The 25,879-nt window shown below is 71.9% G+C and carries 22 protein-coding genes; 17 read left to right on the forward strand and 5 right to left on the reverse strand.

The window, feature by feature from the left end:
* Positions 1-139: 139 nt before the first annotated feature.
* Positions 140-1,081 (forward strand): tyrosine recombinase XerC, encoded by a 942-nt coding sequence (locus tag ACYVNR_RS08535; protein ID WP_461048297.1) that lies wholly within the window; start codon positions 140-142, stop codon positions 1,079-1,081.
* Between the two features lie 104 nt (positions 1,082-1,185).
* Here the strand turns inward: ACYVNR_RS08535 and ACYVNR_RS08540 are convergent, their stop codons facing one another.
* The 3 genes from ACYVNR_RS08540 to ACYVNR_RS08550 all read right to left on the reverse strand — a co-directional run bounded on the left by ACYVNR_RS08540 (position 1,186) and on the right by ACYVNR_RS08550 (position 5,325).
* Complete coding sequence (locus ACYVNR_RS08540; protein WP_461047750.1) at positions 1,186-1,821, reverse strand: murein hydrolase activator EnvC family protein; 636 nt, start codon at positions 1,819-1,821, stop codon at positions 1,186-1,188.
* A 120-nt stretch (positions 1,822-1,941) separates the two neighbouring features.
* Entirely contained in the window at positions 1,942-3,105 is a 1,164-nt protein-coding gene (locus tag ACYVNR_RS08545; RefSeq protein WP_461047751.1) for a pyridoxal phosphate-dependent aminotransferase, read from the reverse strand.
* Positions 3,106-3,396: 291 nt separating this feature from the next.
* Positions 3,397-5,325 (reverse strand): DUF6541 family protein, encoded by a 1,929-nt coding sequence (locus ACYVNR_RS08550; RefSeq protein WP_461047752.1) that lies wholly within the window; start codon positions 5,323-5,325, stop codon positions 3,397-3,399.
* A 286-nt stretch (positions 5,326-5,611) separates the two neighbouring features.
* Between ACYVNR_RS08550 and rpsB the strand changes: the two genes are divergently transcribed.
* The 14 genes from rpsB (at position 5,612) to ACYVNR_RS08620 (ending at position 20,338) form a co-directional block, all read left to right on the forward strand.
* A complete protein-coding gene (gene rpsB / locus ACYVNR_RS08555; protein WP_461047753.1) occupies positions 5,612-6,520 on the forward strand; it encodes a 30S ribosomal protein S2 in 909 nt (302 codons plus the stop codon).
* Between the two features lie 59 nt (positions 6,521-6,579).
* Positions 6,580-7,410: a translation elongation factor Ts gene (gene tsf / locus ACYVNR_RS08560; RefSeq protein WP_045191683.1), complete on the forward strand. Its 831-nt coding sequence runs from the start codon at positions 6,580-6,582 to the stop codon at positions 7,408-7,410.
* A gap of 164 nt (positions 7,411-7,574) precedes the next feature.
* Complete coding sequence (locus tag ACYVNR_RS08565; protein ID WP_045191684.1) at positions 7,575-8,159, forward strand: antibiotic biosynthesis monooxygenase; 585 nt, start codon at positions 7,575-7,577, stop codon at positions 8,157-8,159.
* A gap of 111 nt (positions 8,160-8,270) precedes the next feature.
* Complete coding sequence (gene sqr / locus ACYVNR_RS08570) at positions 8,271-9,518, forward strand: type III sulfide quinone reductase, selenoprotein subtype (RefSeq protein WP_461047754.1); 1,248 nt, start codon at positions 8,271-8,273, stop codon at positions 9,516-9,518.
* A gap of 21 nt (positions 9,519-9,539) precedes the next feature.
* Positions 9,540-9,854, forward strand: a complete 315-nt coding sequence (locus ACYVNR_RS08575; RefSeq protein ID WP_045191686.1) for a TusE/DsrC/DsvC family sulfur relay protein — start codon at positions 9,540-9,542, stop codon at positions 9,852-9,854.
* Positions 9,854-10,372, forward strand: coding sequence for a DsrE/DsrF/DrsH-like family protein (locus ACYVNR_RS08580; protein WP_461047755.1), 519 nt, complete (start codon positions 9,854-9,856; stop codon positions 10,370-10,372). Before ACYVNR_RS08575 ends, ACYVNR_RS08580 begins: the two co-directional genes overlap by 1 nt.
* A gap of 109 nt (positions 10,373-10,481) precedes the next feature.
* The gene (locus ACYVNR_RS08585) at positions 10,482-11,258 is read left to right on the forward strand and encodes a response regulator (protein WP_045191688.1); all 777 of its coding nucleotides are present in this window, start codon (positions 10,482-10,484) and stop codon (positions 11,256-11,258) included.
* Positions 11,255-14,065: a DUF4153 domain-containing protein gene (locus ACYVNR_RS08590; RefSeq protein ID WP_461047756.1), complete on the forward strand. Its 2,811-nt coding sequence runs from the start codon at positions 11,255-11,257 to the stop codon at positions 14,063-14,065. The genes ACYVNR_RS08585 and ACYVNR_RS08590 overlap by 4 nt, the downstream gene beginning before the upstream one ends.
* Before the next feature lie 15 nt (positions 14,066-14,080).
* On the forward strand, positions 14,081-15,220 hold the full coding sequence (locus ACYVNR_RS08595; RefSeq protein WP_461047757.1) for an aminotransferase class V-fold PLP-dependent enzyme: 1,140 nt from the start codon (positions 14,081-14,083) through the stop codon (positions 15,218-15,220).
* Positions 15,221-15,348: 128 nt separating this feature from the next.
* The gene (pyrH, locus tag ACYVNR_RS08600; protein WP_045191692.1) at positions 15,349-16,077 is read left to right on the forward strand and encodes a UMP kinase; all 729 of its coding nucleotides are present in this window, start codon (positions 15,349-15,351) and stop codon (positions 16,075-16,077) included.
* Positions 16,078-16,196: 119 nt separating this feature from the next.
* On the forward strand, positions 16,197-16,754 hold the full coding sequence (gene frr, locus ACYVNR_RS08605; protein ID WP_045191693.1) for a ribosome recycling factor: 558 nt from the start codon (positions 16,197-16,199) through the stop codon (positions 16,752-16,754).
* A complete protein-coding gene (locus ACYVNR_RS08610) occupies positions 16,751-17,791 on the forward strand; it encodes a phosphatidate cytidylyltransferase (protein WP_458800755.1) in 1,041 nt (346 codons plus the stop codon). Before frr ends, ACYVNR_RS08610 begins: the two co-directional genes overlap by 4 nt.
* Before the next feature lie 113 nt (positions 17,792-17,904).
* The gene (rlmN, locus tag ACYVNR_RS08615) at positions 17,905-19,098 is read left to right on the forward strand and encodes a dual-specificity RNA methyltransferase RlmN (RefSeq protein WP_461047758.1); all 1,194 of its coding nucleotides are present in this window, start codon (positions 17,905-17,907) and stop codon (positions 19,096-19,098) included.
* A gap of 91 nt (positions 19,099-19,189) precedes the next feature.
* Entirely contained in the window at positions 19,190-20,338 is a 1,149-nt protein-coding gene (locus ACYVNR_RS08620; RefSeq protein WP_458800751.1) for a N(5)-(carboxyethyl)ornithine synthase, read from the forward strand.
* 33 nt (positions 20,339-20,371) lie between these two features.
* Here ACYVNR_RS08620 and ACYVNR_RS08625 read toward each other — a convergent pair whose 3' ends face one another.
* Positions 20,372-21,379: a GlxA family transcriptional regulator gene (locus tag ACYVNR_RS08625; RefSeq protein WP_461047759.1), complete on the reverse strand. Its 1,008-nt coding sequence runs from the start codon at positions 21,377-21,379 to the stop codon at positions 20,372-20,374.
* Positions 21,380-21,432: 53 nt separating this feature from the next.
* Between ACYVNR_RS08625 and ACYVNR_RS08630 the strand changes: the two genes are divergently transcribed.
* A complete protein-coding gene (locus tag ACYVNR_RS08630; protein ID WP_461047760.1) occupies positions 21,433-22,788 on the forward strand; it encodes an MFS transporter in 1,356 nt (451 codons plus the stop codon).
* Positions 22,789-22,792: 4 nt separating this feature from the next.
* On the forward strand, positions 22,793-24,715 hold the full coding sequence (locus ACYVNR_RS08635) for a propionyl-CoA synthetase (RefSeq protein WP_461047761.1): 1,923 nt from the start codon (positions 22,793-22,795) through the stop codon (positions 24,713-24,715).
* Between the two features lie 26 nt (positions 24,716-24,741).
* Here the strand turns inward: ACYVNR_RS08635 and ACYVNR_RS08640 are convergent, their stop codons facing one another.
* The gene (locus ACYVNR_RS08640) at positions 24,742-25,866 is read right to left on the reverse strand and encodes an LOG family protein (protein WP_461047762.1); all 1,125 of its coding nucleotides are present in this window, start codon (positions 25,864-25,866) and stop codon (positions 24,742-24,744) included.
* Positions 25,867-25,879 lie beyond the last annotated feature (13 nt).

Genomic DNA, 25,879 nt, shown 5'->3' on the forward strand with positions numbered 1-25,879 from the left:
CGGATCGCCTTCTCGACGAGGCGTTCGCAGAGATCGAGAGGGCCCGCCGGGAGGGGGCTGCCGCGGGTGGCATGGGCCTGTCGGGATCTCGTCGCTTGCCTTGGGCGCTGGCTTTTGTCATGGTGCGGGAGTGACGGATGTGGCGGACAGCGAGACCGGCGCCGGGCCTGACGTGCTCGAGCGCCATTCGGAGCTGTTGCACGCCTACTCGCGACACCTCGGCGCCGAACGCGGTCGCTCCGTCCACACGCGCCGCGCCTACCTCGGCGACGTGCGCCACCTGCTCACCTTCGCGGCCGAGCGGGGCATCGACGAGGTCGCGGACCTGCGCATCGGCGACCTGCGTTCCTGGCTGGGAGTGCAGGCCGACGCGGGAGCAGCCCGGGCCACCATCGCCCGGCGCGCGGCCTCGGCTCGCACCTTCCTCAGGTGGGCGGAGCACACCGGCCGCATCCCGAGCGACCCGTCCCTGCGGCTCGTCGCTCCGAAGCGGCGCGCCTCGCTGCCCGGCGTGCTCCGGCAGACCGAGGCCACCGAGCTGCTCGACCTCGCCGCGACCCGAGCCGACGACGACGACCCCATTCACGTGCGTGACCGTGCCGTGCTCGAGCTGCTCTACGCCAGCGGCATCCGGGTCGGCGAGCTCGCAGCGCTCGACATCGACGACCTCGACCTGTCGCAGGGTGTCGTGCGCGTGATGGGCAAGGGCGCGAAGGAGCGCATCGTCCCCTTCGGCGCGCCGGCCGGCCGTGCGATCGAGGCGTGGCTCGCGGTCCGCTCGAAGCTGGTCGGCGAGCATTCTGGCCCGGCGCTCTTCCTGGGTCGGCGGGGTCGTCGCGTCGACGCTCGTCAGGTGCGTGCCGCGGTGCACGAGCTGCTATCGCACCTGCCCGACGCGCCCGATCTCGGGCCTCACGGCCTGCGCCACAGCGCCGCGACCCACCTCCTCGAGGGCGGGGCCGACCTGCGCATGGTCCAGGAGATTCTCGGCCACGCGAGCCTCGCCACGACCCAGATCTACACCCACGTCTCGGTCGACCGGCTGCGGCGCAGCTACGAGCAGGCCCACCCGCGCGCCTGAGCCGTCGCGCCGGCGGCCTGGTGGTCGGTGCGACGGTGCCGGCACGCGGACCGACGGTCGTCCGCGAGTAGGCGGACGCGCGCGCCGCGCCGTCGCGGGAGGTGTCAGAGCGGCAGGAGGACGACCCGCGCCCGCCCCACGAAGGCGAGCGGGTCGAGGTAGGTCTCGCCACGGCGGACGCCCCAGTGCAGGCACACGTCAGGTGCGCAGTGGCCCGGCGTCGAGGTGAGGACGCCGACGACCTGGCCGCGTGCCACGCGCGCGCCGACGGCGACGGCGCCGTCCACCGGCTCGAACGTGCTCCGCAGTCCTCCGTCATGCGCGACGACGAGCACGCCGCGACCCGCGAGCGACCCGGCGAAGGTCACGGTGCCGGCGGCAGGCGCGTGGACCGACTGCCCCGACACCGCTGCCACGTCGACTCCTCGATGGCCCGGCAACCACGGCTGGTCGGGCGGGTCGAACCGGCGCTCCACCGACGGCGTCGGCTCGAGCGGCCAGGCCCAGCGCGAGGCAGCCAGGGGAGCGGTCGGCGACGCAGCGGTCGCAGCCGAACGCGCGAGCTGCCCGACCACCAGGGCCGGCACCGCTGTTGCCCTCGCCGTGATGACCGTGGTCGCTGCCGCCGCTCGAGGCGTCGCCGCCGTCACCTCAGCCGTGCTGGAAGCGGTGACGGTCGTGGTGGCCGTCACCGAGGCCGCAGCGACCACCGCCGTGAGCAGGAGCGAGCCGATCGTCATGAAACCCATGCTGCGGTCCGCAGGCGTCACCGCTGCCGTGGCACCCCACCGTTGTGGACGAGCCCCCCATTCGGCGAGGGGCTGTGGACATCGGTGCCCGAGCAGCTGCCAGGCGTCCGCTCAGGACCTCCCGGCAGCGGCCAGCCGGCGACTCGCCTCGAGCAGCACGTCGTCCTTCTTGCAGAAGGCGAACCTGATGAGCGTGCGAGCCGCGTCCTGGTCGTCGTGGAAGACCGACACCGGGACACCGACCACGCCGGCGATCTCGGGCAGGCGCCGCGCGAACTCGAGCCCGTCGACGGCGCCCAGGGGCGCGGCGTCCGCGATGACGAAGTAGGTGCCGGCCGGGCGGGAGACCTCGAGTCCGGATGCCTCCAGCGCCGAGCACAGCAGGTCGCGCTTGGCCTGGAGCGAGTCGCGCAGGCCGGCATACACGGTGTCGCCGAGTCCGAGGGCCAACGCCACGGCAGGCTGGAACGGCCCGGACGCGACGTAGGTGAGGAACTGCTTGACGGTGCGTGCAGCAGCGACGGCTTCGGCCGGGCCCGAGAGCCAGCCGACCTTCCAGCCGGTCGCCGAGAAGGTCTTGCCCGCCGAGGAGACGGTGATGGTGCGGTCGAACATGCCGGGCAGCGTGGCGACCGGCACGTGCTCCGCGTCGTCGAAGACGAGGTGCTCGTAGACCTCGTCGGTGACCACCCAGGCGTCGTGCTGTCGCGCCAGCGCCGCGACGAGCTCGAGCTCGTCGCGCGTGAAGACCTTGCCGGTCGGGTTGTGCGGCGTGTTGAGCAGCACGAGCCGCGTGCGCGACGAGAAGGCTGCCCGCAGCGACGCCTCGTCGACGGAGAAGTCGGGGAACCGGAGCACGGACGTACGGCGGGTGGCGCCGGCCAGGGCGATCGTCGCGGCATACGAGTCGTAGTAGGGCTCGAAGGTGACCACCTCGTCGCCCGGCTCGCACAGCGCCAGCACGACCGCGGCGATCGCCTCGGTGGCTCCGGCGGTCACGAGCACCTGCGACGTCGGGTCGAGCGCGAGGCCGTAGAAGCGCTGCTGGTGGGCGGCGATCGCGGCGAGCAGCTCGGGGACGCCGGGGCCGGGCGGGTACTGGTTGCGCCCACCGTCGATCGCGGCCTTCGCGGCCGCGAGCATCTCGGCCGGCCCGTCGGTGTCGGGGAAGCCCTGCCCGAGGTTGATGCTGCCCGTCTGCGCCGCGAGCGCCGACATCTCGGCGAAGATCGTCGTCCCGAAGGGCTGCATGCGTTGGATGAGCGGCGAGGCCATGGCCCGAGAGTAGCCACGTGCGGGGGAGCGCGTCGGCGGGTGGTGGCGCGACACGAGAGCCCCCGCCCGGAAGGGGCGGGGGCTCTCGTGGGTTCGCGGGGTGCTGTGGAGGGGGCCGTGCCGCGAACCAGCAGCACCCACCCGGTCAGGGGTCTCGGTGGGGGCTGCACCCCCACCATCGTGGGCGCCGCCGAAGTGTTACAGCTTGTCCGCAATTGGGTAGGCGAGCTCGTCCCCGCCCCCACTGGGCCCTGCTTGCGTATGCCGTCCGGCGGGCTCGGCTGCCCGCGCTCAGGCCGGCGCGCGGTCGCCCAGACCGCACGCGGTGATGCGGTAGAGGGTGTAGTCGCCGTCGGTCCGCACCTTCTCGACGCCGTCGTTGGCGTCGAGGTCGTCGAGGCCGGAGCTGCGCTCGGGACGGTCGAGCCAGTAGACGTGCTTCGAGCCGATCGCCCAGCGGATGTCGTGGCGCGCCAGGGCCTCGCACACCTCGGGGCGTCCGGAGAGGTTGTCGAAGCCGGTGCCGATGAGGATCTCGTCGCCCGTCGTCGGGATGGGGATCGAGCGGTAGAGGGTGTTGGTGCCGAAGAGGGCCCACATGAGCGGCGTGCCGTTCTCGGGCCGTCCGACGACACCCTGCCCCGCGGGGATGAGCGCGTTGAGGCGACGCAGCGAGTCCTGTCCGTCGTAGCCGAGGATGACGCGGTCGGGTGAGCCGGGCTGGAAGAAGCCGTTGAGCATGCGGTGGCGGGTGGCCGCGTTGAGACCGAGCGTGAGCACCGGCAGGACGAGCAGGGCCACGAGCGCCGTGGCGACGGGCCGGGCCTCGAGTCGGGCCCCGACGCGCGGTGCACGGCGCAGCACCTCGCGCAGGGCCGGCGCCGCGGCTGCGACCAGCACGACACCCGGGACCGCTGCCAGCGCGGCCAGGCGCACCTTGTCGTTGTACCAGTAGCCCGTGACGAGCGCCGTCCAGGAGGCGCTCGACGACGCGGCCATGACGTAGAGGGCCACGCACGCCAGCCACATCGCGACGACGGGGACCGCCGCACGGGCCCGCACGGCGATCCAGCCGATGCCGAGCGCGACGAGGACGACAAGGCCCCAGAGCACGCTGGAGATCTGCAGCCGTCCGCCGACGACCTCGACGAGGGCGGTCCAGACGGAGACGCGGTCGTTCCACTCGTAGGACTGGGTCGAGGCGAGCCGCGCCGACACCACCGGCGCGGCGACCAGCCCCGCGACGCCGACGACGGCGACCACGGCGAGGTCGCGCGCCACCGCGGGCCACGACAGGTGGTGCAGCAGCCCGGCGCGCAGGCGCGCGGCGACGAACCAGACGAGCGCGAAGAGCACGAGCGCGACGAGGGCGTTCGGCTGGATGAGTGCGAGGCCGGGGAGCGCGGCGACGAAGCCGAGCCACTGCCCGATGCGCCTGGACCGAGCGGCCTGCAGCATCAGCGCGAGCGCGCCCGGGGTGAGCGCGGTCGCCATGAGGTTGGGCCAGAGCACGCCCCACCCCAGGAGGGTCGTGGGGAAGGCGATGAAGGCCGCGGAGGCGAACCCGGCGGCATACGTCACGAGGCGCGAGGTGCCGAGCGCGTGGCGCACGAGGGCGACGCAGCCGACGGGCCACACGACCGCGGCGAGCACCACGGTCGCGACGTTGGTGCCCGGCAGCACGTCGGCGACGCCCGGCAGCAGGCTGGTCGCGATCCACGCGTGGAAACCGTTGGGGTAGAAGGTGGGGTTGACGATCGAGAAGTTGCCGGTCTCGAGGAACGTGCGGATGCGGTCGAGGTGGTAGACGGCGTCGGGGCTGTCGACGAGCTCGTCGGGACGGCCGATCGACGGCAGGATCGTCGCGAGCGCCAGCACGACACCGATGCCGATCGCGATGACGGCGTCGGGGCGGGGTCGACCGAGGAAGCGCCGCGCCGTGCCGAGGTCGGGGTCGTGGCGGCCGAAGAGCCGCATGCCGAGCAGTGCGACACCCACCGCCGCGAGCGTCACGACGGCGAGGGGGAGCAGCCCCCAGCGGACGCCGGCACGCTGCGCGACGGTCGCGAAGGCGGCGATGAGACCGGTCGACACGGCCGGCGAGACGGCCAGCGCCTCGAGCCCGCGAGCGCCCAGGGCGCGCACCAGCAGCCAGCCCGGGAGCAGCAGCACGACCGAGAGGACGACGAAGGCCGGGATCATCGCCAGCCAGTCCACCATGCGGGCCATTCTGTCTGGTCGCTCCGATTTCTCCACCACCCGGGTCAGGCCGTACGATGGACGGCGGTCACGTGTGCTCGTCGCACGGGACCGAAATTCGCGCGTCTACTGCCGGTCTCTCCGACCGGGTCGCACCACGGCAGTCCCCGCCTCCGGGCGGGGCGGGGTGCGTCGGGCGCCAGGAGTGAGGCCGTATGCCGTACGGCGATCGCGTGCCCGCACGTGACCGACTCGCGGTGACCGGTCCACGCACAACTGACAACAACGACACAAGGGAGAACACGGCATGGCCGTCGTCACCATGCGCCAGCTCCTCGAGAGCGGCGTCCACTTCGGGCACCAGACCCGTCGCTGGAACCCGAAGATGAAGCGCTTCATCATGACCGAGCGCAACGGCATCTACATCATCGACCTCCAGCAGTCGCTGACGTACATCAACAACGCCTACGAGTTCGTCAAGGAGACCGTCGCCCACGGCGGCACCATCCTCTTCGTCGGCACGAAGAAGCAGGCCCAGGAGCCCATCGCCGAGCAGGCGACGCGCGTCGGCATGCCGTATGTCAACCACCGCTGGCTCGGTGGCATGCTCACCAACTTCCAGACGATCTCCAAGCGCCTCACGCGCCTCAAGGAGCTCGAGGAGCTGAACTTCGACGACGTGGCCGGCTCGGGCTACACGAAGAAGGAGCTGCTCATCCTCAAGCGCGAGAAGGACAAGCTCGAGAAGACCCTCGGCGGCATCCGCACGATGGCCAAGGTCCCCTCGGCCGTCTGGATCGTCGACACGAAAAAGGAGCACCTCGCGGTCGACGAGGCGCGCAAGCTCGGCCTGCCGGTCATTGCGATCCTCGACACGAACTGCGACCCCGACGAGGTCGACTACAAGATCCCCGGCAACGACGACGCGATCCGCTCCGTCACGCTGCTGACGCGGGTCATCGCCGACGCCGTCGCCGACGGCCTCGTCCAGCGCTCCTCCGGCAAGTCCGGTGGCGACGCGCAGGCCGAGGAGCCGCTGGCCGAGTGGGAGCGCGAGCTCTACGCCGAGGCTGCCGCCGCGACCGAGGCTCCGGCCGCCGAGGCCACCGAGGCCACCGAGGCCGTTGAGGCCACTGAGGCTCCGGCCGAGGCGCCCGCCGCCGAGGCCACCGAGGCCACCGAGGTTCCGGCCGAGGCTGCTGCCGAGAAGGCCTGAGTCCTTCTCTCCCAGCCACTTCGAGTCATCCACATCTGAGGAAAAGAGCGATACAGAGCATGGCGAACTACACCGCCGCTGACATCAAGGCGCTGCGTGAGCAGACCGGCGCCGGCATGATGGACGTCAAGAAGGCGCTCGACGAGGCCGACGGCGACCGCGCCAAGGCCATCGAGATCCTGCGCGTCAAGGGCCTCAAGGGCGTCACGAAGCGTGAGGGCCGCTCGGCCTCCAACGGCCTCGTGGCGGCTTCGGCCACCGACGGCGTCGGCACCCTGGTCGAGGTCAACTGCGAGACCGACTTCGTCGCGAAGGGCGAGAAGTTCATCGCCCTGGCCGACCAGGTCCTCGCGCAGGCCGTCGCGGCCGGCGCCACCGACGCCGACTCGCTCCTCAAGAGCACGCTCGACGACGGCAAGACCGTCCAGGAGCTCATCGACGAGGCCAACGCGACCATCGGCGAGAAGATCGAGGTCCGCCGCGTGGCGCGCCTCGAGGGCGACAAGGTCGTCTCCTACCTCCACAAGACGAGCCCCGACCTGCCCGCGCAGATCGGTGTCCTCGTGGCACTGGAGGGTGGCGACGAGTCCGTCGGCCGCGACGTCGCGATGCACATCGCGGCGTTCAGCCCGACCGTCCTCACGCGTGACGAGGTGCCGGCCGAGACGGTCGAGAACGAGCGTCGCGTCGCCGAGGCCACGGCCAAGGAGGAGGGCAAGCCCGAGGCTGCGCTCCCGAAGATCATCGAGGGTCGCGTCAACGGCTTCTTCAAGGAGAACGTCCTGCTCGAGCAGCCGTTCGCCAAGGAGCCCAAGAAGACGGTTGCCAAGGTGCTCGAGGAGGGCGGCGCCTCGGCGAAGTCCTTCGCGCGCTTCCGCGTCGGCCAGTGAGGTCCTGACCTCACCGACTCGCCGACTCCGCTGACTCGGCGCCACCGCGGGCCGCGCAGCACGACGACGTATGCCGGTCGCCCCAGTCGGGGCGGCCGGCATCGTCGTGTCTCGGGGGCCTTTCAGGCATCTCCACCGGAACACGTTCGACCAGAGGAGGACTCATGGGCATCGCGCCCCACGACACCGTCACGGCGGCCGGACCGCTGACCGTCGCCATCACCCGGCGGGTCGCACCGGAGGACGAGCTGCTCATGCTGGCGTGGGTGCACGCCGGCACCTCGATGGCCGAGCGCTTCGACGGGTTCCTCGGTGCGGGCTGGGTGCGCTCCGGCGTCGCCGACTGGCACATGCTCTACCGGTTCGCCTCGCGGGGGCACCTCGAGGCCTGGGAGCGTTCGCCCGAGCGCATCCGCTGGCTTCGCTCGGCCGCCGACCTCGTCGAGCACGGCAGGACCGAGTACCGCACCGGCATCGAGGGCTGGTTCGACGAGCCGGCGTCGCGCTCGGTGGAGGAGGCCGGTGGCGCGGTTCAGGCGGCGCCGCCGCGGTGGAAGCAGGCGAGCGTCATCTGGCTCGCCTTCTTCCCGACGAGCCTCGCCCTGACCTACCTGTTGATGCCCTTTGCCGACGGCTGGCCGCCGGCGCTGCGCGTGCTCGTGACGACCTTGGTCGCGACGCCGTGGATGACGTACGTCTTCCTGCCGTTCGTGACCCGCCTGTTCTCACGGTGGCTCAGCCCCGGCTGACCCGGCCGGACGCCCGATCGGGTTGCGGGACAGGGGTTTGTCTCGCACATCACAGGTGGCATGTCTGCTGGTTCACAGCGCTCCATATACCCATGGGGGTACCTTCGGAGCATGACCACCACCATGAGGTCACTCGTGGTTCTGGGAGCGGGCACGGCCGGCACCATGGTCGTGAACAAGCTGAGGCACCGCCTCCCCACCAGCGAGTGGCGCATCACCGTCGTCGACCGTGACGACCTCCACGACTACCAGCCGGGCTACCTTTTCCTGCCGTTCGGGCTCATCGAGCCGGAGCAGGTCCGCCGCAGCCGCCACACCCTCATCGCCGACGGCGTCGAGCTCGTGCTCGGTGACGTCGACCGCGTCGACCCGGAGGCTCGCCAGGCCGCTCTCGTCGACGGCCGCACCATCGGCTACGACGAGCTCGTCATCGCCTCCGGCACCTCGCCCCGACCCGACCAGACGCCGGGGATGCTGGGGCCCGAGTGGCACCGCAGCGTCGGCGAGTTCTACACCTACGAGGGCGCGTTGGCGCTGCGCAGGTCGCTGGCCGGCTTCACGGGGGGCCGTCTCGTCGTGCACGTCACCGAGCTGCCCATCAAGTGCCCCGTCGCCCCGCTCGAGTTCGCCTTCCTCGCCGACGACTTCCTGCGCCGCCGGGGCCTGCGCGACCGCACCGAGATCGTCTACGTCACCCCGCTCGACGGCGCCTTCACCAAGCCGGTGGCGAGCCGCGAGCTGGGGCACCTGCTGGCCGACAAGGGCATCACCCTCGAGACGGACTTCATGGTCGAGCGCATCGACCAGGACCGGCGCGCCCTCGTCTCCTACGACGAGCGCGAGGTGTCCTACGACCAGCTCGTCACCGTGCCGCTCAACATGGGCGCCGACTTCGTGGCCCGCTCGGGACTCGGCGACGAGCTGAACTACGTGCCGGTCGACAAGCACACGCTGCTCTCGAGCGAGCACCCCTCGATCTTCGTGCTCGGTGACGCGAGTGACATCCCGACGTCCAAGGCGGGGTCGGTCGCCCACTTCTCCGTCGAGGTCTTCGTCGACAACTTCGTCGAGCACGTCCAGGGCCGGCCGATGAAGCGCCGATTCGACGGGCACGCCAACTGCTTCGTCGAGTCGGGCGGCGGCAAGGCGATGCTGCTGGACTTCAACTACGACACCGAGCCGCTGACCGGCACCTTCCCGCTGCCGCACCTCGGCCCGATGCGGCTGCTCAAGGAGTCGCGTGCGAACCACCTCGGCAAGCTCGCGTTCCGTCACCTCTACTGGAACCTGCTGCTCCCCGGACGACCCCTCCGCCTGCCCGCGCAGATGTCCATGGCGGGGAAGGTCCCCGCCGCGTGAGCGCGTGAAAGGAGCGCCACCATGCCCATCACGACGATCGCCGGCCATGCCGTCGAGGTCAACGACGAGGGATTCCTCACCCGGCCCGAGCAGTGGTCGGAGGACCTCGGCCGCGAGCTCGGCCGGGTCATCGGGATAGAGCTGACCGACGAGCACTGGCGGCTCGTCCGGTTCCTCCGGGACGACTTCGCCCACCACGGCGAGACCGCCACGCTGCGCCGCGTCAGCACCCAGACCGGCACGCCCGTCAAGTCCCTCTTCGACCTCTTCCCGGGCAAGCCCGCCAAGAAGATGGCCTACGTCGCGGGACTTCCCAAGCCGAAGGGATGCGTGTGATGACCACCCAGACCGAAACCCAGACGCCCATCGTGCCGATGTTCGACGCCCCCGAGGCGCAGGGCCGCAAGCTCGCGATCATCTGCAGCAAGGGCAACCTCGACATGGCCTACCCGGGGCTGATCCTCGCGAACGCCGCCCTGGGCGAGGGCGTCGAGACCCACCTGTTCTTCACGTTCTGGGGCTTCGACATGATCAACCGGAAGACGTCGGGGCACCTGAAGTTCACGATGCTCGGCAACACCGCGACCCACCTGCCCCAGGGGCTCGGCGGCATCCCGGGCATGACCCACCTGGCGACGTCCCAGATGAAGAAGGCCATCGCCGACCTGGACGTGCCCGAGGTCCCGGACTTCCTCGACCAGATCGTGGCATCGGGTGGGCACCTGTGGGCGTGCCGGATGTCGGCGGACATGCAGCACCTCACCGAGGCCGACCTGCGGGACGACGTCGAGGGCATCATCTCGGCGTCCGACTTCATCGAGCTGACCGACGGGGCGCAGCTGCTCTTCATCTGAGGCACGAAGGCGCCGACGGGGCGCGAGCCGGCTGTGGCAGAGCGACCTTCACACGATCTCCACACGTCGCACCCGCGCCCTCCGGCTGCACGCTCCTAGAGTCGGAGGCATGAGCCAGGGGAACACGGAGCGCTGGTCGAACGCGCCCTCGCCGACGACGCTGCTCGTCGTGGAGGACGACCCGACCATCAACCAGGCCGTCACGGATCGCCTTGTCGCAGAAGGGTTCCGGGTCGTGCAGGCGTTCGACGGCCCCGGCGCCGTCGAGGCCTACGGCCAGCACGAGCCAGACCTCGTCGTCCTCGACCTCATGCTGCCAGGCTTCGACGGTCTCGAGGTGTGCCGCCGCATCCAAGCCGACCGCCCGGTGCCGGTGCTCATGCTCACGGCCCGCGCCGACGAGACCGACCTGCTCGTGGGTCTCGGCGTCGGAGCCGACGACTACGTCACCAAGCCGTTCCGCATGCGAGAGGTCGTCGCCCGCATCCGGGCCCTGCTGCGGCGGGTCGAACGCGCCCGCCTGCTCGCGGCCGAGCAGCCACCGGTCCTGTCCGTCGGCGACCTCGGCGTCGACCGTGGGTCGCGCCGCGTCTCGGTGCGGGGGGCCGAGGTGCACCTGACGCCGCTCGAGTTCGACCTGCTCCTCGCCCTCGCCGCCGAGCCCGGCGCCGTCCGTGGCCGGGACGAGCTGATGCGCGACGTGTGGGGCTGGGCCGACGCCGGCGGCACGCGCACCCTCGACAGCCACGTGAAGTCCCTGCGGGCCAAGATCGGCGCCGCCCGCGTGCGCACGGTCCACGGCGTCGGCTACGCCCTCGAGGCCGACCCAGCGGACTCCGACGGCACGACGCGCGCGGCGAGCGCGCACGCGGACGAGACCCCGTGAACACCGACCGCCCCCTCGATGCCATCCGCTCGATCAAGGTCAAGCTCGGTCTGCTCGTCGCGGTCAGCATCGTCGCGGCGATCCTCGTGTCCGAGATCGGCGACCGCGCCGAGGTGCCGATCTGGCTCACCGTCCCGGTGACCGTGGTCGCGGCCCTCGGGGTCACCCAGTGGCTGGCCCGCGGTATGACCTCGCCGTTGCGCGAGATGACGGCGGCCGCGTCACGGATGGCGACCGGCGACTACTCGCAACGGGTCACGGCCACCGCAACCGACGAGGTGGGCACGCTCTCGGCCGCCTTCAACACGATGGCCGCCGACCTCGCGGACGCCGACCGGCAGCGTCGGCAACTCGTCGCCACCGTCTCCCACGAGCTGCGGACCCCGCTCACGGCGCAGCAGGCGCTGCTCGAGAACCTCGTCGACGGCGTGGTCCGCCCCGACGACGCCGTGCTGCGCACTGCCCTCGCGCAGGCCGAGCGGCTCGGCGCGCTCGTCGGCGACCTGCTCGACCTCAGCCGGGTCGACGGCGGGCGGGTCCCGCTCGCCCTGGCCACGCTCGAGGTACGCGAGCTCGTCGAGACCGCCGTCGCCGAGGCGGGCGTCTCGCGTCGCGGCACCGTCCACGTCGTCGAGGTGCCCGAGGGCCTCACCGTCACGGCCGACGCCGCCCGCCTGCACCAGGTGCTCGCCAACCTGCTCGACAACGCCGACCGGCACAGCCCCACCGGGGGCACCGTCACCGTCAGCGCCGGACCGGAGGGCGACGACCGCTGGTGGCTGCTCGTCTCCGACGAGGGCGCCGGCATCGCACCGGAGCACGCCGAGCGCGTCTTCGACCGGTTCGGCTCCGGCGACGACGCCGGGGGTGGCACGGGCATCGGGCTCGCCATCGCCAGCTGGGTGTGCGAGCTGCACGGCGGCTCCATCGCGGCCCTGCCGACGCCGTCGGGGGAGCGCGGCGCCCGCATCCGCGCCGTCCTGCCCCGCACCCCGCGGCCCGCGACGATCCCGACCACGTATGCCGCCCCGTCCCTCGACGGGCCGAGCGCCACCACGAGCGCGCCGACGAGCGCCGCCGCGGACATCCCTACTGACATCCCCACCGACAGCCCTGCCGACATCCCTGCCGACAGCCCTGCCGAAAGCCCTGCCGAAAGCCCTGCCGGCAGCCCTGCCGACACCACACCGACCAGCAGCAAGGAGAGCGTCGTGCCCGTCCCGACTCCCGCCACAGCAGGATCGTCCCCACCCGTCCCTCCGGGCGGGCGGGCCGCAGCCGGCGGCCCCACGGCATACGGCTCCGTGCCGGTCGGCGCGCCGAAGCCGCTGCTCGACTCGATCTTCGGCGACCTTTGGCCCGAGACCGGCGTCGGCCCCCAGGTGAGGCTGCTGCTCACCTGCATCGGGGTGGGCGTCCTGGCCGCCGTGGTGCTGCCGTACCGCGACATGGGCGTGGCCCTGTTCCTCGTGCTCACGGTCGGCGGTGTCGTGCTCTGGCGCACCTCGCAGGAGCGACGCCGGCCGTGGACGGTCGCGACGTCGGCCGTCTGCGTCGGCCTCGCCTCGCTCGCGGTGCTGCGGTCGACCGAGTGGCTCCTGGTGCTCGCCGTCCTGCTCGGGATCCTCCTGGTGACCACGGCCCTGACCGGGGCCAGGGGGCTGCTCTCCATGGTCGCGGGCGCCGCCTCGTGGCCGCTCGCCGCCCTCCGCGGCCTGCCGCTGCTCGGTCGGAGCATCAGCGCCACCAGCCGCGTCGGCATCGTGTGGCCGATCGTGCGCACGGCGGCGATCTCGCTCGTCGCACTGGTCGTCTTCGGTGGCCTCTTCGCCTCGGGTGACGCGATCTTCGGCTCGTGGGCCAGCGCCCTCGTGCCCCAGCTCGCCTGGGACAGCTTGACGTTCCGGTTCTTCGTCGGCTTCGTCATGGGTGGCGCGCTGCTCGCCGCCGCCTACGTCGCGCTCAACCCGCCGAGGGTCCAGCGGGTCGCCCTGCCCGCCGGTCGCCCTGTCGCGCGCACCTTCGAGTGGGTCGTGCCGGTGGGACTCGTCGTCGCGCTCTTCGTCGCGTTCGTGGTGGCGCAGGCCGCCGCCCTCTTCGGCGGTCACGACTACGTGCAGCGCACGACGGGCCTGACGTACGCCGACTACGTGCACCAGGGCTTCGGGCAGCTGACGTTCGCCACGGTGCTCACGCTGCTGACGATTGCCATCGCCGCGCGCAAGGCGCCTCGTGCGACCGCCCGCGACCGTCTCGTCCTCCGCGTCGTGCTCGGCACGCTGTGCGCGCTGACGCTCGTCGTCGTCGGCTCCGCGCTGCATCGCATGGACCTCTACCAGCAGGCGTACGGCTTCACCGTCCTGCGCGTGCTGGTGGACGCCTTCGAGCTGTGGCTGGGTCTGCTCGTCGTGCTGGTGACGGTGGCCGGCATCCGGCTCCGTGGGTGGTGGCTGCCGCGTGCGGCCCTCATGTCGGCCGCCGTGTTCGTGCTCGTCGGCGGCATCCTCAACCCGGAGGCGTGGGTGGCCCGGCACAACATCGACCGGTATGTCGCGACGGGCAAGATCGACGCCGCGTACCTGCGCACGCTCGGCCCCGACGCGACCCCGACGATCGTCGCGGGCCTGCCACGCAACCTGTCCGCCTGCATCGTGCTGCCGTCGACGATCGAGGCCCGGGCGGCCCGGGAGGACCTGCTCTCGTGGAACCTCGGCCGCTCGCGGGAGGTGTCGGTGGCGCCGGCGCCGCTGACCCAGAGCGAGGCCGCGGCGTGTCCCGCCCTCATGGGGGCGGTCCCGACGCCCTGAGGCAGGATGGGCCGGGTGCGTCGTGACATCGCCGAGCTGTTCGAGCTCGACCCGGCCCTGACCCACCTCAACCACGGCGCGTTCGGCGCGGTGCCCCGCGCCGTGCGGGAGGCCCAGGACGCCGCCCGCGGCCGCATCGAGCGGGCTCCGATGCGCGCGTTCCGCGACGAGCTCCCCGAGCTGCTCGCGCACGCCCGCGCCACGGCGGCGGCCTTCCTGGGGCTGGGGCCCGAGTCCACCGCCCTGCTGCGCAACGTCACCGAGGCGGTCGGCGTCGTGCTCCAGGGGCTCGGCGTCGGGGCCGGCGACGACGTCGTCGTGAGCAACCACGGCTACCTCACCGCCGGATGGTCGGCCGAGGCCCGCGGTGCGACGCTGCGCACGGCGGAGTTCGCGGTCGAGGCCGACCCCGCCGAGGTGGCCGCAGCCTTCGCGGCGGCCGTCACCGACCGCACCCGGCTCGTCGTCGTGGACCAGATCACCTCGCCTACGGCGCTGCTGCTGCCCGTGGCCGAGGTCGCAGCGGCCGTCGCCCCGGTGCCGGTGCTCGTCGACGCCGCGCACGCGCCCGGGGCCCTCCCCGGTCTCGACGTCGAGGCCCTCGGGGTCGCCTTCTGGGCCGGCAACCTGCACAAGTGGGCCTACACGCCACGGGCCGCCGCCGCCCTGTGGGTGGCCGCCCAGCACCGCGTGAGCATGCGCCCGCTCGTCACGTCGTGGAGCCACGGCCTGCCCTACCCCGAGCGTTTCGACCTGCAGGGCACCGTCGACCACTCCGCGTGGGTCGCCGTCCCCGACGGCCTCGAGGCCTGGCGCGCCCTCGGTGGCTGGGAGCAGGTGGCCCGCAACGCCGACCTGCTCGTGCGCGGGGCCGACCACGTGCGCGCCGCGCTGGGCACCGAGAGCCCGCACGGCGGCATACCTGCTGCCCCCTGCCTGCGCCTCGTCGCGCTGCCGGAGGGCGTGGCCACGACGACGGAGTCGGCCGAGGCGCTGTGGCAGCACCTGCACGCCGCCGGCCTCGTCGTGCCGCCGGTCGCCTTCGGCGGACGCGGCTACCTGCGCCTCGCGGCGGCGCCGTACAACGACGAGGACGACTACGCACGGCTCGCCGCGGCGCTGCCGCAGGTGCTGGCCCGGGCGGCCCGCCACTGAACGCTCGCCCGCAGGCGGCGTCCCCGTCGGCCCTCGCACCCTCGAGGCCCCTCGATGCGGACGATGCCGACCTGATGTGGAAAGATCGACCGACCGCCTGAACGCTGCCCACGAGGAGGCCCTGAGCCATGACCGACGCCCAGAAGACCCCCTTCCACCGGGTTCTGCTCAAGCTCTCCGGTGAGGTGTTCGGCGGCGGCAGCATCGGCCTCGACCCTGCCGTCGTGTCCGGCATCGCCAAACAGATCGCCGACGCCGTGCGCGGCGGCGTGCAGGTCTCCGTCGTCATCGGCGGCGGCAACTTCTTCCGCGGCGCGGAGCTGCAGCAGCGCGGCATGGACCGCACCCGCGCCGACTACATGGGCATGCTCGGCACCGTCATGAACTGCCTCGCGCTGCAGGACTTCCTCGAGAAGGAGGGCATCGAGACGCGCGTGCAGTCCGCGATCGCGATGCAGCAGGTCGCCGAGCCCTACATCCCGCGCCGCGCCATCCGCCACCTCGAGAAGGGGCGCGTCGTCATCTTCGGCGCCGGCGCCGGCATGCCGTTCTTCTCCACCGACACCGTGAGCGCGCAGCGGGCCCTCGAGATCAAGTGCGACGCCGTGCTCATCGCCAAGAACGGAGTCGACGGCGTCTACGACTCCGACCCGCGCACCAACCCCGACGCGAAGAAGCTCGACACCGTGACCTTCAACGACGCGATCGTCGAGGGGCTCAAGGTCGTCGACGCCGCAGCGTTCAGCCTCTGCATGGAGAACAAGCTGCCCATGGTCGTCTTCGGCATGGAGGGTGCGGGAAACATCACGCGCGCGCTCCTCGGTGAGAGGATCGGCACGCTGGTCACCAACGCCTGACCGCGACGGGCACCAGCCACCCGCCAGCCGTTCACCGCACCGCACCACCCGGCACGACCGCCGACCACCGCGAACCACCCTGTTCACCCGCCGACGAGGGACGAGGAAGCCAGAGAGCCATGATCGAAGAGACGATGTTCGAGGCCGAGGAGAAGATGGACAAGGCCGTCGAGGTCCTCAAGGAGGACTTCGCGGGCATCCGCACCGGGCGGGCCAACCCGGGCCTGTTCAACAAGCTGACGGTCGAGTACTACGGCGCCCCGACGCCCCTGCAGCAGCTCGCCTCGTTCCAGAACCCCGAGCCGCGGACCATCCTCGTCATCCCGTTCGACAAGTCGGCGATGCACGAGATCGAGAAGGCCATCCGTGACTCCGACCTCGGCGTCAACCCGAGCAGCGACGGCAACCAGATCCGCTGCGTGATGCCCGAGCTCACCGAAGAGCGCCGCCGCGAGTACATCAAGCTCGCCAACCACAAGGCCGAGGAGGCGCGCGTCTCGGTGCGCAACATCCGCCGCAAGGCCAAGACCGACCTCGACAAGCTCGTCAAGGACGGCGAGGTCGGCGAGGACGACGGCTCGCGTGCGGAGAAGGAGCTCGACGGGCTCACCAAGAAGCACACCGACCTCGTCGACTCGCTCGTCAAGGCCAAGGAGACCGAGCTGCTCGAGGTGTGACCTCGACGTTCGACCCGATGATGACGACCGACTCACCGTCAGGATCACCGTCCGGATCACCGTCCGGATCCTCGTCGGATCCCGCGGACCGGGGCGCCGTCGTCCCGGGCCGCGCGGAGCCGGCCGCCGACGGCGCGCCCGGGCCGCTCGACCCGGTGCCCTACGACCCCAGGCTCGACGAGCTCGCCGGCCTGCCGGCCGAGGTGGTGCTCGAGAAGAAGCAGAGCCGCGCCGGGCGCAACCTGCCGGCGGCGATCGGCGTCGGCGTCGGCCTGGGCGTGCTCATCGTCGCCACGCTGCTCATCCGCAAGGAGTCGTTCCTGCCCCTCGTCGGCCTCGCGGTCGCCGTGGGCATGTGGGAGCTGCGGGCAGCCCTGCGCCACGCCGCCGTGCAGGCGCCGCTCGTCGCGCCGGTCATCGGCATGGCCGGGGTGCTCTGGGCGGCCTACGTGCACGGCCCCGGCGGCCTCGTCGTCGCCTGGGCGCTGACCTGCCTCGCTGTCGTGCTGTGGCGCGGCACCGGCAACCTCGACGGTGCCGGACGTGACGTCATGGGCGGCATCTTCATCGCCACCTACCCCACCTTCCTCGTGGGCTTCGCCGCGCTGCTGCTCGCCCCCGAGGACGGCGTCGGCCGCGTGTTCGTCTTCCTCATCACGACCGTGTGCAGCGACGTCGGCGGCTACGCCTCCGGCGTGCTCTTCGGCAAGCACCCCATGGCGCCGTCGATCAGCCCGAAGAAGTCGTGGGAGGGCTTCGCCGGCTCAGTGCTCTTCTGCGTCGTGGGCGGGTCGCTCACGGTGCACTTCTTCCTCGGTCACGCGTGGTGGATCGGCATCGCCCTCGGCATCGGGGTCGCGATCGCGGCGACCGTCGGCGACCTCATGGAGTCGCTCATCAAGCGCGACCTCGGCATCAAGGACATGTCGCACGTCCTCCCCGGGCACGGCGGCGTCATGGACCGGCTCGACTCGCTCGTCGTCGTCGCGCCGATCGTCTGGGCCGTCCTCACGCTGCTCGCGGCCCGACCCAGCTGAGAGCACGTCGGCACGTCGGCGCGTCGGCACGTCGGCGCGTCGGCACGGCTCAACGCGACCGAGCGCGACGGCATACGGCCGGTTTTGACTCCACCTGAGAGAATGGGGGAGCCATGACTGAGACTCCCGCCGCACCCGCCCCCGTGGCGCTCCCCGAGCCGACGACTGCACGACCCGTGCCGGGCCAGCTGACCTTCAAGGCTCCGCGACGTGGCAAGCCCCCACGGCACCTCGCCGACTTCAGCCCGGCCGAGCGCAAGGAGGCCGTCGAGGCGCTCGGGCACAAGAGCTTCCGCGCCAAGCAGCTCTCCACTCACTACTTCGAGCGGCTCGTCGACGACCCCGAGCAGATGACCGACCTGCCCAAGCAGGTGCGCTCCGAGCTCGTCGCCGACCTGCTGCCGACCTTGCTGACGCCGATCGTCCAGCGTGTCGCCGACGACGGCCAGACGATGAAGTACGCGTGGCGCCTGCACGACGGCGCGATCGTCGAGTCGGTGCTCATGCGCTACCCGAAGCGCGTCACCATCTGCATCTCGAGCCAGGCCGGCTGCGGCATGAACTGCCCGTTCTGCGCGACCGGCCAGGCGGGGCTCACCCGCAACATGTCGGCCGGCGAGATCGTCGAGCAGGTGGTCTGGGCCGCCCGTGCGCTGCGCCGCGGCGAGCTCGCCGGTGGCGACGACGACGAGGACCGCGAACACCCGCTGCGCGTCAGCAACGTCGTCTTCATGGGCATGGGGGAGGCCCTGGCCAACTACAAGGCCTCGATCGGCGCCATCCGGCGTCTCACCGACCCGGCGCCCGACGGGCTCGGCATGTCGGCCCGCGGCATCACGATGTCGACGGTCGGGCTCGTCCCCGGCATCGACAAGCTGACCGCCGAGGGCATCCCGGTCACGCTCGCCCTGTCGCTGCACGCCCCCGACGACGAGCTGCGCGACGAGCTCGTGCCCATCAACACGCGGTGGAAGGTCGACGAGGCCCTCGACGCCGCGCACCGCTACTACGAGGCGACCGGCCGGCGCGTGTCCATCGAGTACGCCCTGATCCGCGACATCAACGACCAGGGCTGGCGCGCCGACCTGCTCGGCGAGAAGCTGGCGTCCCGCGGCAAGGGCTGGGTGCATGTCAACCCGATCCCCCTCAACCCGACCCCGGGCTCGAAGTGGACCGCGTCGCGACCCGGTGTCGAGCAGAACTTCGTCGAGCGACTGCGGTCCCACGGCATCCCCACGACGATCCGCGACACGCGCGGCCAGGACATCGACGGAGCCTGCGGGCAGCTCGCCGCCTCGACGGCCTGACACGCGTACGCTGGCGGGGTCGTCCCTGCGCGGGCACCGGTGACGAACTCGTCCCGGGCAGAGCGCGAGACGATCACCAGGAGGTACGCGCATGGCCCAGCTCAGCCTCGGCGTGATGGCCCGCTCCCTCAAGGAGAACGAACACCGGCTGCCGTTGCACCCCAAGCACCTCGACCGGCTGCCCGAGGGGCTGCGCGACCGGGTCTTCCTCGAGCGGGGCTACGGCGAGCGCTACGGCGTCTCCGACGACCAGCTCGCGCGCTACGTCGGAGGCTTCCTCGGCCGCGAGCAGCTCGTGGAGCGCTGCGACGTCGTGCTGGCCCCGAAGCCGCTCCTCGCCGACATCGCCGCGCTGCGCGTCGGGCAGGTCCTCTGGGGCTGGCCGCACTGCGTCCAGGACGCCGAGCTGACCCAGGTCGCCATCGACCGGCAGCTGACCCTCATCGCCTTCGAGGCGATGAACCACTGGAACAAGGACGGCTCGTTCAGCCTGCACGTCTTCCACAAGAACAACGAGCTCGCCGGCTACTGCTCGGTGCTGCACGCACTGCAGATCGCCGGCATCACGGGCGACTACGGCCCGCAACGACGAGCCGTCGTCATCGGTTTCGGTGCCACCGCCCGCGGGGCCGTGACCGCCCTCAAGGCGCTTGGCATCGGCGAGGTCGACGTGCTGACCCACCGCCAGAAGGCCGCCGTGGCCTCGCCGATCCACTCCGCGCGGATCGTGCACTTCGACACCGACGAGACCACGGCGCGGGTGAGCCACGCCGTGACAGACGACGGTCCGGTGCTGCTGGGCGAGTTCCTCTCCGAGCACGACGTCGTCGTCAACTGCGTGCTCCAGGACACCGACGCCCCACTCACCTTCATGGACGACGACGACCTCAAGCGGATGACGCCGGGCAGCATCGTCGTCGACGTGTCATGCGACGAGGGCATGGGTTTCACCTGGGCGAGGCCGACGACCTTCACGGAGCCCACCTTCATGGTCGGGGACCACGTGCTCTACTACGCCGTCGACCACAGCCCGAGCTACCTCTGGGACGCCGCCACGTGGGAGATCAGCGAGGCGCTCCTGCCGTTCCTGCCGACGGTCATGGGCGGTCCGGAGGCCTGGGACGCCTCGCCGACGATCCGACGCTCCATCGAGATCCGCGGCGGCGAGATCCAGAACCCGGCCATCCTGTCGTTCCAGGGACGCTCGCCGAAGCACCCGCACCTACCGCTCGCCACCTGACGGGGCGCCGAGCTCCCCGGGAGGGCCGCTTCGTCAGGCGGACTCGGCGCGGTAGGTGCGACGGTACGCGAGCGGGGAGAGACCGACCGCCGTCGCGAGGTGCTGGCGGAGCGAGGCCGTCGTGCCGAACCCGGCGTCGGCGGCGACCCGGTCGACGGGCAGGTCGGTCGTCTCGAGCAGGTGCCGCGCCCGGTCGACGCGCGCCCGGTTCAGCCACGTCACGGCCGTCTCGCCCGTCTCCTCGCGGAACCGGCGCGTGAAGGTACGCACGCTCATCCCCGCGTGCCGGGCCAGGTCGGCGAGCGAGAGCGTCTGGTCGAGCCGCTCGAGCGCCCACGCCCGGGTCGGCCCGGTGCCGGCGTCGGACTCGTCGGGCACCGGACGGTCGATGAACTGGGCCTGGCCGCCGGCGCGCCACGGCGCGACCACCGCACCCCGGGCCACCCTGTTCGCGGCCTCGGAGCCGTGGTCGGAGCGGAGCACGTGGAGCAGCAGGTCGATGCCGGCGGCGTTCCCGGCCGAGGTGAGCACGTCGCCGTGGTCGACGTAGAGCACGTCGGGCGTGAGGAGCACCTGCGGGAAGAGCCGCCGGAAGGCGTCGGCGTGGCACCAGTGCGTGGTGGCCTCCCGACCGTCGAGCTTGCCGAGCGCCGCGAGCACGAACGCGCCGGTGCAGATCGAGAGCCAGCGCGCGCCGGGCCGTGCCGTGGCCGCCAGTCGGACGAGGGGGTCGGGGAGCGCGCCGTCGTGGATGATCGAGCCGTTGATCCCCGGGATGACGATCGTGTCGGCCTGCGCCACGAGCGTGTTCGGGTCGGTGGGCAGAGCCTGGTAGCCGGCGGACGTGCGGACGGGCCCGTCGTCGACCGTCACCATGCGCACGTCGTAGGGCGGCGCCGAGCCGGTCGGCTCGCCGGGCCAGCCGGGGTCGAGGGCGGAGGAGGCGAGGAACCGGTGGGCGAGACCCAGCTCGAAGCCGATGACGGTGTCGAGGGCGAGCACGACGACGAGGTGAGGCCGAATGGCCGGGGTCCGGGTCATGGCCGGATTCTTTCACACGATGCCCGTCCGGCCACTCGTGTCGTCGACCACGTATGCCGCAGAGTTGCCCCGTGACCCTCACCGACCGCACCGTCGACGCGCCCTCGCGGACCCGCCGCATCCACCCCGCGTGGTGGGTCGCCGTCGTCACGTTCCTCACCATCATCGGCGCCGCCGGCTTCCGCTCGACCCCCGGCGTCCTCATGACGCCGCTCCACGACGAGTTCGGCTGGCCGATGGGCGTCATCGGCGGCGCCGTCTCGGTGAACCTCGTCCTCTTCGGGCTCGCGGCCCCGTTCTCGGCGGCCCTGATGGAGCGCCTCGGAATCCAGCGGGTCGTCGCGGTCGCGCTGGCGCTGGTGAGCCTCGGCTCGCTGCTGCCCATCTGGATGACCCAGTCGTGGCAGCTGGTGCTGTGCTGGGGCATCGTCGTCGGGATGGGCACCGGGGCCATGTCGATGGGCCTCGTCGCCACCGTCACCGGCCGGTGGTTCGTCGCCCGCCGCGGCCTCGTCACGGGCATCCTCACCGCGGCCGGCGCCACCGGGCAGCTCATCTTCCTGCCCGTGCTCGCCTGGCTCGCGGAGCACCACGGCTGGCGCACGGCGGCCATCGCCACCGCGGCCGCGGCCCTGACCGTGGTCCCGCTCGTGCTGTGGAAGCTGCACGACCACCCGAGCGTGCTCGGCCTCGCCGCGTACGGTACCCCCGAGGGCACGTCGGTGGCGCGCCCGCCGCGGCCCACCGGGCACCCTGTCCACCTCGCCCTCGGCACGCTGCGCGACGCGTCCCGCACCGGCGTCTTCTGGCTGCTGGTCGGCAGCTTCGCGGTCTGCGGCATGTCCACCAACGGCCTCGTGGGCACCCACTTCATCCCGGCGGCCCACGACCACGGCATGCCGACGACCACCGCTGCCGGCCTGCTCGCCCTCGTCGGCGTCTTCGACGTCGTCGGCACGGTCTTCTCGGGCTGGCTCACCGACCGGGTCGACCCGCGCGCCCTCCTCGCCGCGTACTACACGCTGCGCGGCGCCTCGCTCTTCCTGCTGCCGTCGCTCTTCAGCGACGACCTGCACGTCAACATGCTCGCCTTCATCCTCTTCTACGGACTCGACTGGGTCGCGACCGTGCCGCCGACGATCGCGCTGTGCCGCAGTGCGTTCGGTGAGCGGGCACCGATCGTGTTCGGCTGGGTCTTCGCCTCGCACCAGCTCGGCGCCGCGGTCGCCGCGCTCGGGGCCGGCCTCGTGCGCGACCAGCTGGGCACCTACGACCTCGCGTGGTACGCGGCCGCCGTCCTCTGCGTCCTGGCCGCTGTGATGTGCGTCGCGATCCGTACCGCTCGTCCCGTGGAGCCGTCATCTCGGCGCATCGACTCTGGTGTCGTGGAGGGCGCGACGGCAGAGTGAGGGCATGAGCGACGGCGCCGACACGGCATACCGGAAGGTCCACGACGCGAGCCTGGCCGACCCCGAGGGCTTCTGGCGCGAGGCTGCGACGGCGATCGACTGGGTGACCCCACCCACTCGCATCCTCGACGACTCGCGGCCCCCGTTCTACCGCTGGTACCCCGACGCCGAGCTCAACGTCTGCTTCAACGCGCTCGACCGGCACGTCGCCGCGGGCCGTGGTGACCAGCCGGCCCTCCACCACGACTCACCGGTGACGGGCAGCAAGGAGACGCTGACGTATGCCGACCTGCTGTCTCGCGTGTCGCGCTTCGCCGGAGCGCTCGCCGGCTTGGGCGTCGAGAAGGGCGACCGGGTCGTCATCTACATGCCGATGGTCCCCGAGGCGGTCGTCGCGATGCTCGCGTGCGCGCGGCTGGGAGCCATCCACTCCGTGGTCTTCGGCGGCTTCGCCCCGCAGGAGCTGGCCGCGCGCCTCGAGGACGCCGAGCCCAAGGTCGTCGTGTCGGCGAGCTGCGGCGTCGAGCCGTCGCGCATCGTCGAGTACAAGCCGATGCTCGACGCGGCGCTCGACCGCAGCAGCCACAAGCCCGAGTCCGTCATCGTGCTCCAGCGGGAGCAGTCGCCGGCTGCGGTCGGCGAGCGCGACACGGACTGGGAGGAGATGACCTGGGACGAGGTCTACGCCGACGCCGAGCCGGCCGACTGCGTCACCGTCGCCGCCACCGACCCGCTCTACATCCTCTACACGTCCGGCACGACGGGGAAGCCCAAGGGGATCTACCGCGACAGCGGCGGGTACGCCGTCGCGCTGCGCTGGTCGATGGCGAACCTCTACGACGTGGCGCCGGGGGAGACGATGTTCACCGCGAGCGACGTCGGCTGGGTCGTCGGCCACTCCTACATCGTCTACGCGCCGCTGCTGACGGGCGCGACGACCGTGCTCTACGAGGGCAAGCCGGTGGGCACGCCCGACGCCGGGGCGTTCTGGCGGGTCATCGCCGACTACGGCGCGGTCTGCCTCTTCACCGCACCGACCGCGTTCCGTGCGATCAAGAAGGAGGACTCGACCGCCTCGAAGCTGGCCGAGCACGACCTGTCAGATTTCCGCGCGCTCTTCCTCGCGGGAGAGCGGCTCGATCCCGACACCTACGAGTGGGCGTCGGCCGCGCTCGGCAAGCCGGTCATCGACAACTGGTGGCAGACCGAGACGGGGTGGCCGATCGCCTGCAACCCCAAGGGGATCGGATTGCTTCCGATCAAGGCGGGCTCACCGACGGTGGCCGTCCCCGGCTACGACGTGCAGGTGCTCGACGGCTCGGGCCAGCAGGTCGAGCCCGGTGTCGAGGGCGCGATCTGCATCAAGCTGCCGATGCCACCCGGCACGCTCCCGACGCTGTGGGGCGACGACGACCGCTACGTCAGCTCCTACCTGTCGGCCCACCCCGGCTACTACCTGACCGGCGACGGTGGCTACCTCGACGAGGACGGCTACCTGTTCGTCATGGGCCGCACCGACGACGTGCTCAACGTCGCCGGGCACCGCCTCTCCACGGGGTCGCTCGAGGCGGCGCTCGCCGGCCACGAGGCGGTGGCGGAGTGCGCGGTCATCGGTGTCCACGACGACCTCAAGGGTCAGGTGCCGCGGGCCCTCGTCGTGCTGAAGTCCGGCATCGACGCCGACGCCGATGGCGACCGCATCCGCCGCGAGCTCGTGGCGCGGGTGCGCTCGGAGGTCGGCGCGGTGGCGGCCCTGCACCGGGTCGACATCGTGGCCGCCCTGCCCAAGACGCGTTCGGGCAAGATCCTGCGCAAGACGATGCGCGAGATGGCCGACGGCAAGCACGCGGCCGTGCCGGCCACGATCGAGGACGCCTCGGTGCTCGACACCCTCGCGCCGGTGCTGCGCCCCACCGACCCCGCCTGACCGTCCCAGCCGCCTTCGTCGAGTGCTCAGTTCCTGACGGCGTCGAGCGACGGGAGGAGGGGGAGGACGTCGTCGATCGTGTCGACGAGGTGGATGGCCTGCTCCATCGGGCGGCCGGCCGCCATGGCCGTGATGGCTGACCAGACCGGCACCCGCTCGGTCCAGTGCTCGCGCCCGACGAGCACGAGGGGCGGCAGTGGCGCGTCGTCGGCGGCGTAGAAGAGCGGCGTCACCGCCTGGAAGATCTCCTGCACCGTGCCGGCGGCGCCGTCGAGCACGACGATCCCGGCATCGGACCGGGCGAGCAGCCCCTCCTCGCGGATGGCGTTCGAGAAGTACTTCGCGATGACGTCGCAGAAGACGTTCGGCGGCTCGTGCCCGTAGAACCACGTCGGGATGCCGAGCGAACGGGCCGTGGGTCCGAGCGTGTCGGTGGTGGCCTCCGGCTCGTCACCGGCAACGGCCTGACGCGCCGCCAGCGCGCCGGCCGCCCAGGCCGTGATGTCCGGCCGGAAGCTCGGCACCGGCGCAACACGAGCCACCGCCTCCTGCACGGCCTCCGCGCTGCGGCACAGGGCGCCGAGGTTGGCGGCCTCCATGGCCCCCGGACCACCGCCCGTCGCGACGAGGTAGCCCTCCTCGGCGAGGGCGTGGCCGAGGCCGGCCGCTGCGGCATACGACGGCGAGTCGCGTTGTAGCGCATGGCCGCCCATGATGCCGACCACCGATCGACCCTGGACGAACTCGTCGAGGTCGTCGGTCACGGAGTCGTCGTGGATCGCCCGCACGAGGGTGCAGTACGCGTCGGTGCGCAGCCTGGCGTCGACGAACCAGGCGTACGCCTTCGCATCGGGGGTCGCGGCGTAGCCGTGCTCGAGACCGGCGTAGAGGTCGGACGGCAGGTAGAGCCCGCGCCACGGGTCGACCGGCGCCTCCGCGACGCCGGGGAAGAGGATCGCCCCGCCGCGCAGCAGCACCTCGGCCTCCGCCAGTGGCACGTCGCCGCCGAGCACCACGAGGCCGGTGAGATCGCCTCGGGCGGCGAGGCGGCCGGCGTAGCCGGTGAGGTCGAGGTCCTGAAGCCTGAGCCCGCGCAGCGGGCTGTCCGACTCGAGGTGGTCGTCGAACTCCTCGAGCGTCTCGATCTCCATGCGCCCATCCTGC

The sequence above is a fragment of the Terrabacter koreensis genome (assembly GCF_054783315.1).

What these genes read in the sequence shown, in the direction of transcription:
- ACYVNR_RS08540 (WP_461047750.1), bottom strand. Translation starts at nt 1,821, where the DNA reads ATGACGATCGGCTCGCTCCTGCTCACGGCGGTGGTCGCTGCGGCCTCG.
- ACYVNR_RS08545 (WP_461047751.1), bottom strand. Translation starts at nt 3,105, where the DNA reads ATGGCCTCGCCGCTCATCCAACGCATGCAGCCCTTCGGGACGACGATC.
- ACYVNR_RS08550 (WP_461047752.1), bottom strand. Translation starts at nt 5,325, where the DNA reads ATGGTGGACTGGCTGGCGATGATCCCGGCCTTCGTCGTCCTCTCGGTC.
- rpsB (WP_461047753.1), top strand. Translation starts at nt 5,612, where the DNA reads ATGGCCGTCGTCACCATGCGCCAGCTCCTCGAGAGCGGCGTCCACTTC.
- tsf (WP_045191683.1), top strand. Translation starts at nt 6,580, where the DNA reads ATGGCGAACTACACCGCCGCTGACATCAAGGCGCTGCGTGAGCAGACC.
- ACYVNR_RS08565 (WP_045191684.1), top strand. Translation starts at nt 7,575, where the DNA reads ATGGGCATCGCGCCCCACGACACCGTCACGGCGGCCGGACCGCTGACC.
- sqr (WP_461047754.1), top strand. Translation starts at nt 8,271, where the DNA reads ATGACCACCACCATGAGGTCACTCGTGGTTCTGGGAGCGGGCACGGCC.
- ACYVNR_RS08575 (WP_045191686.1), top strand. Translation starts at nt 9,540, where the DNA reads ATGCCCATCACGACGATCGCCGGCCATGCCGTCGAGGTCAACGACGAG.
- ACYVNR_RS08580 (WP_461047755.1), top strand. Translation starts at nt 9,854, where the DNA reads ATGACCACCCAGACCGAAACCCAGACGCCCATCGTGCCGATGTTCGAC.
- ACYVNR_RS08585 (WP_045191688.1), top strand. Translation starts at nt 10,482, where the DNA reads ATGAGCCAGGGGAACACGGAGCGCTGGTCGAACGCGCCCTCGCCGACG.
- pyrH (WP_045191692.1), top strand. Translation starts at nt 15,349, where the DNA reads ATGACCGACGCCCAGAAGACCCCCTTCCACCGGGTTCTGCTCAAGCTC.
- frr (WP_045191693.1), top strand. Translation starts at nt 16,197, where the DNA reads ATGATCGAAGAGACGATGTTCGAGGCCGAGGAGAAGATGGACAAGGCC.
- rlmN (WP_461047758.1), top strand. Translation starts at nt 17,905, where the DNA reads ATGACTGAGACTCCCGCCGCACCCGCCCCCGTGGCGCTCCCCGAGCCG.
- ACYVNR_RS08620 (WP_458800751.1), top strand. Translation starts at nt 19,190, where the DNA reads ATGGCCCAGCTCAGCCTCGGCGTGATGGCCCGCTCCCTCAAGGAGAAC.
- ACYVNR_RS08625 (WP_461047759.1), bottom strand. Translation starts at nt 21,379, where the DNA reads ATGACCCGGACCCCGGCCATTCGGCCTCACCTCGTCGTCGTGCTCGCC.
- ACYVNR_RS08630 (WP_461047760.1), top strand. Translation starts at nt 21,433, where the DNA reads ATGCCGCAGAGTTGCCCCGTGACCCTCACCGACCGCACCGTCGACGCG.
- ACYVNR_RS08635 (WP_461047761.1), top strand. Translation starts at nt 22,793, where the DNA reads ATGAGCGACGGCGCCGACACGGCATACCGGAAGGTCCACGACGCGAGC.
- ACYVNR_RS08640 (WP_461047762.1), bottom strand. Translation starts at nt 25,866, where the DNA reads ATGGAGATCGAGACGCTCGAGGAGTTCGACGACCACCTCGAGTCGGAC.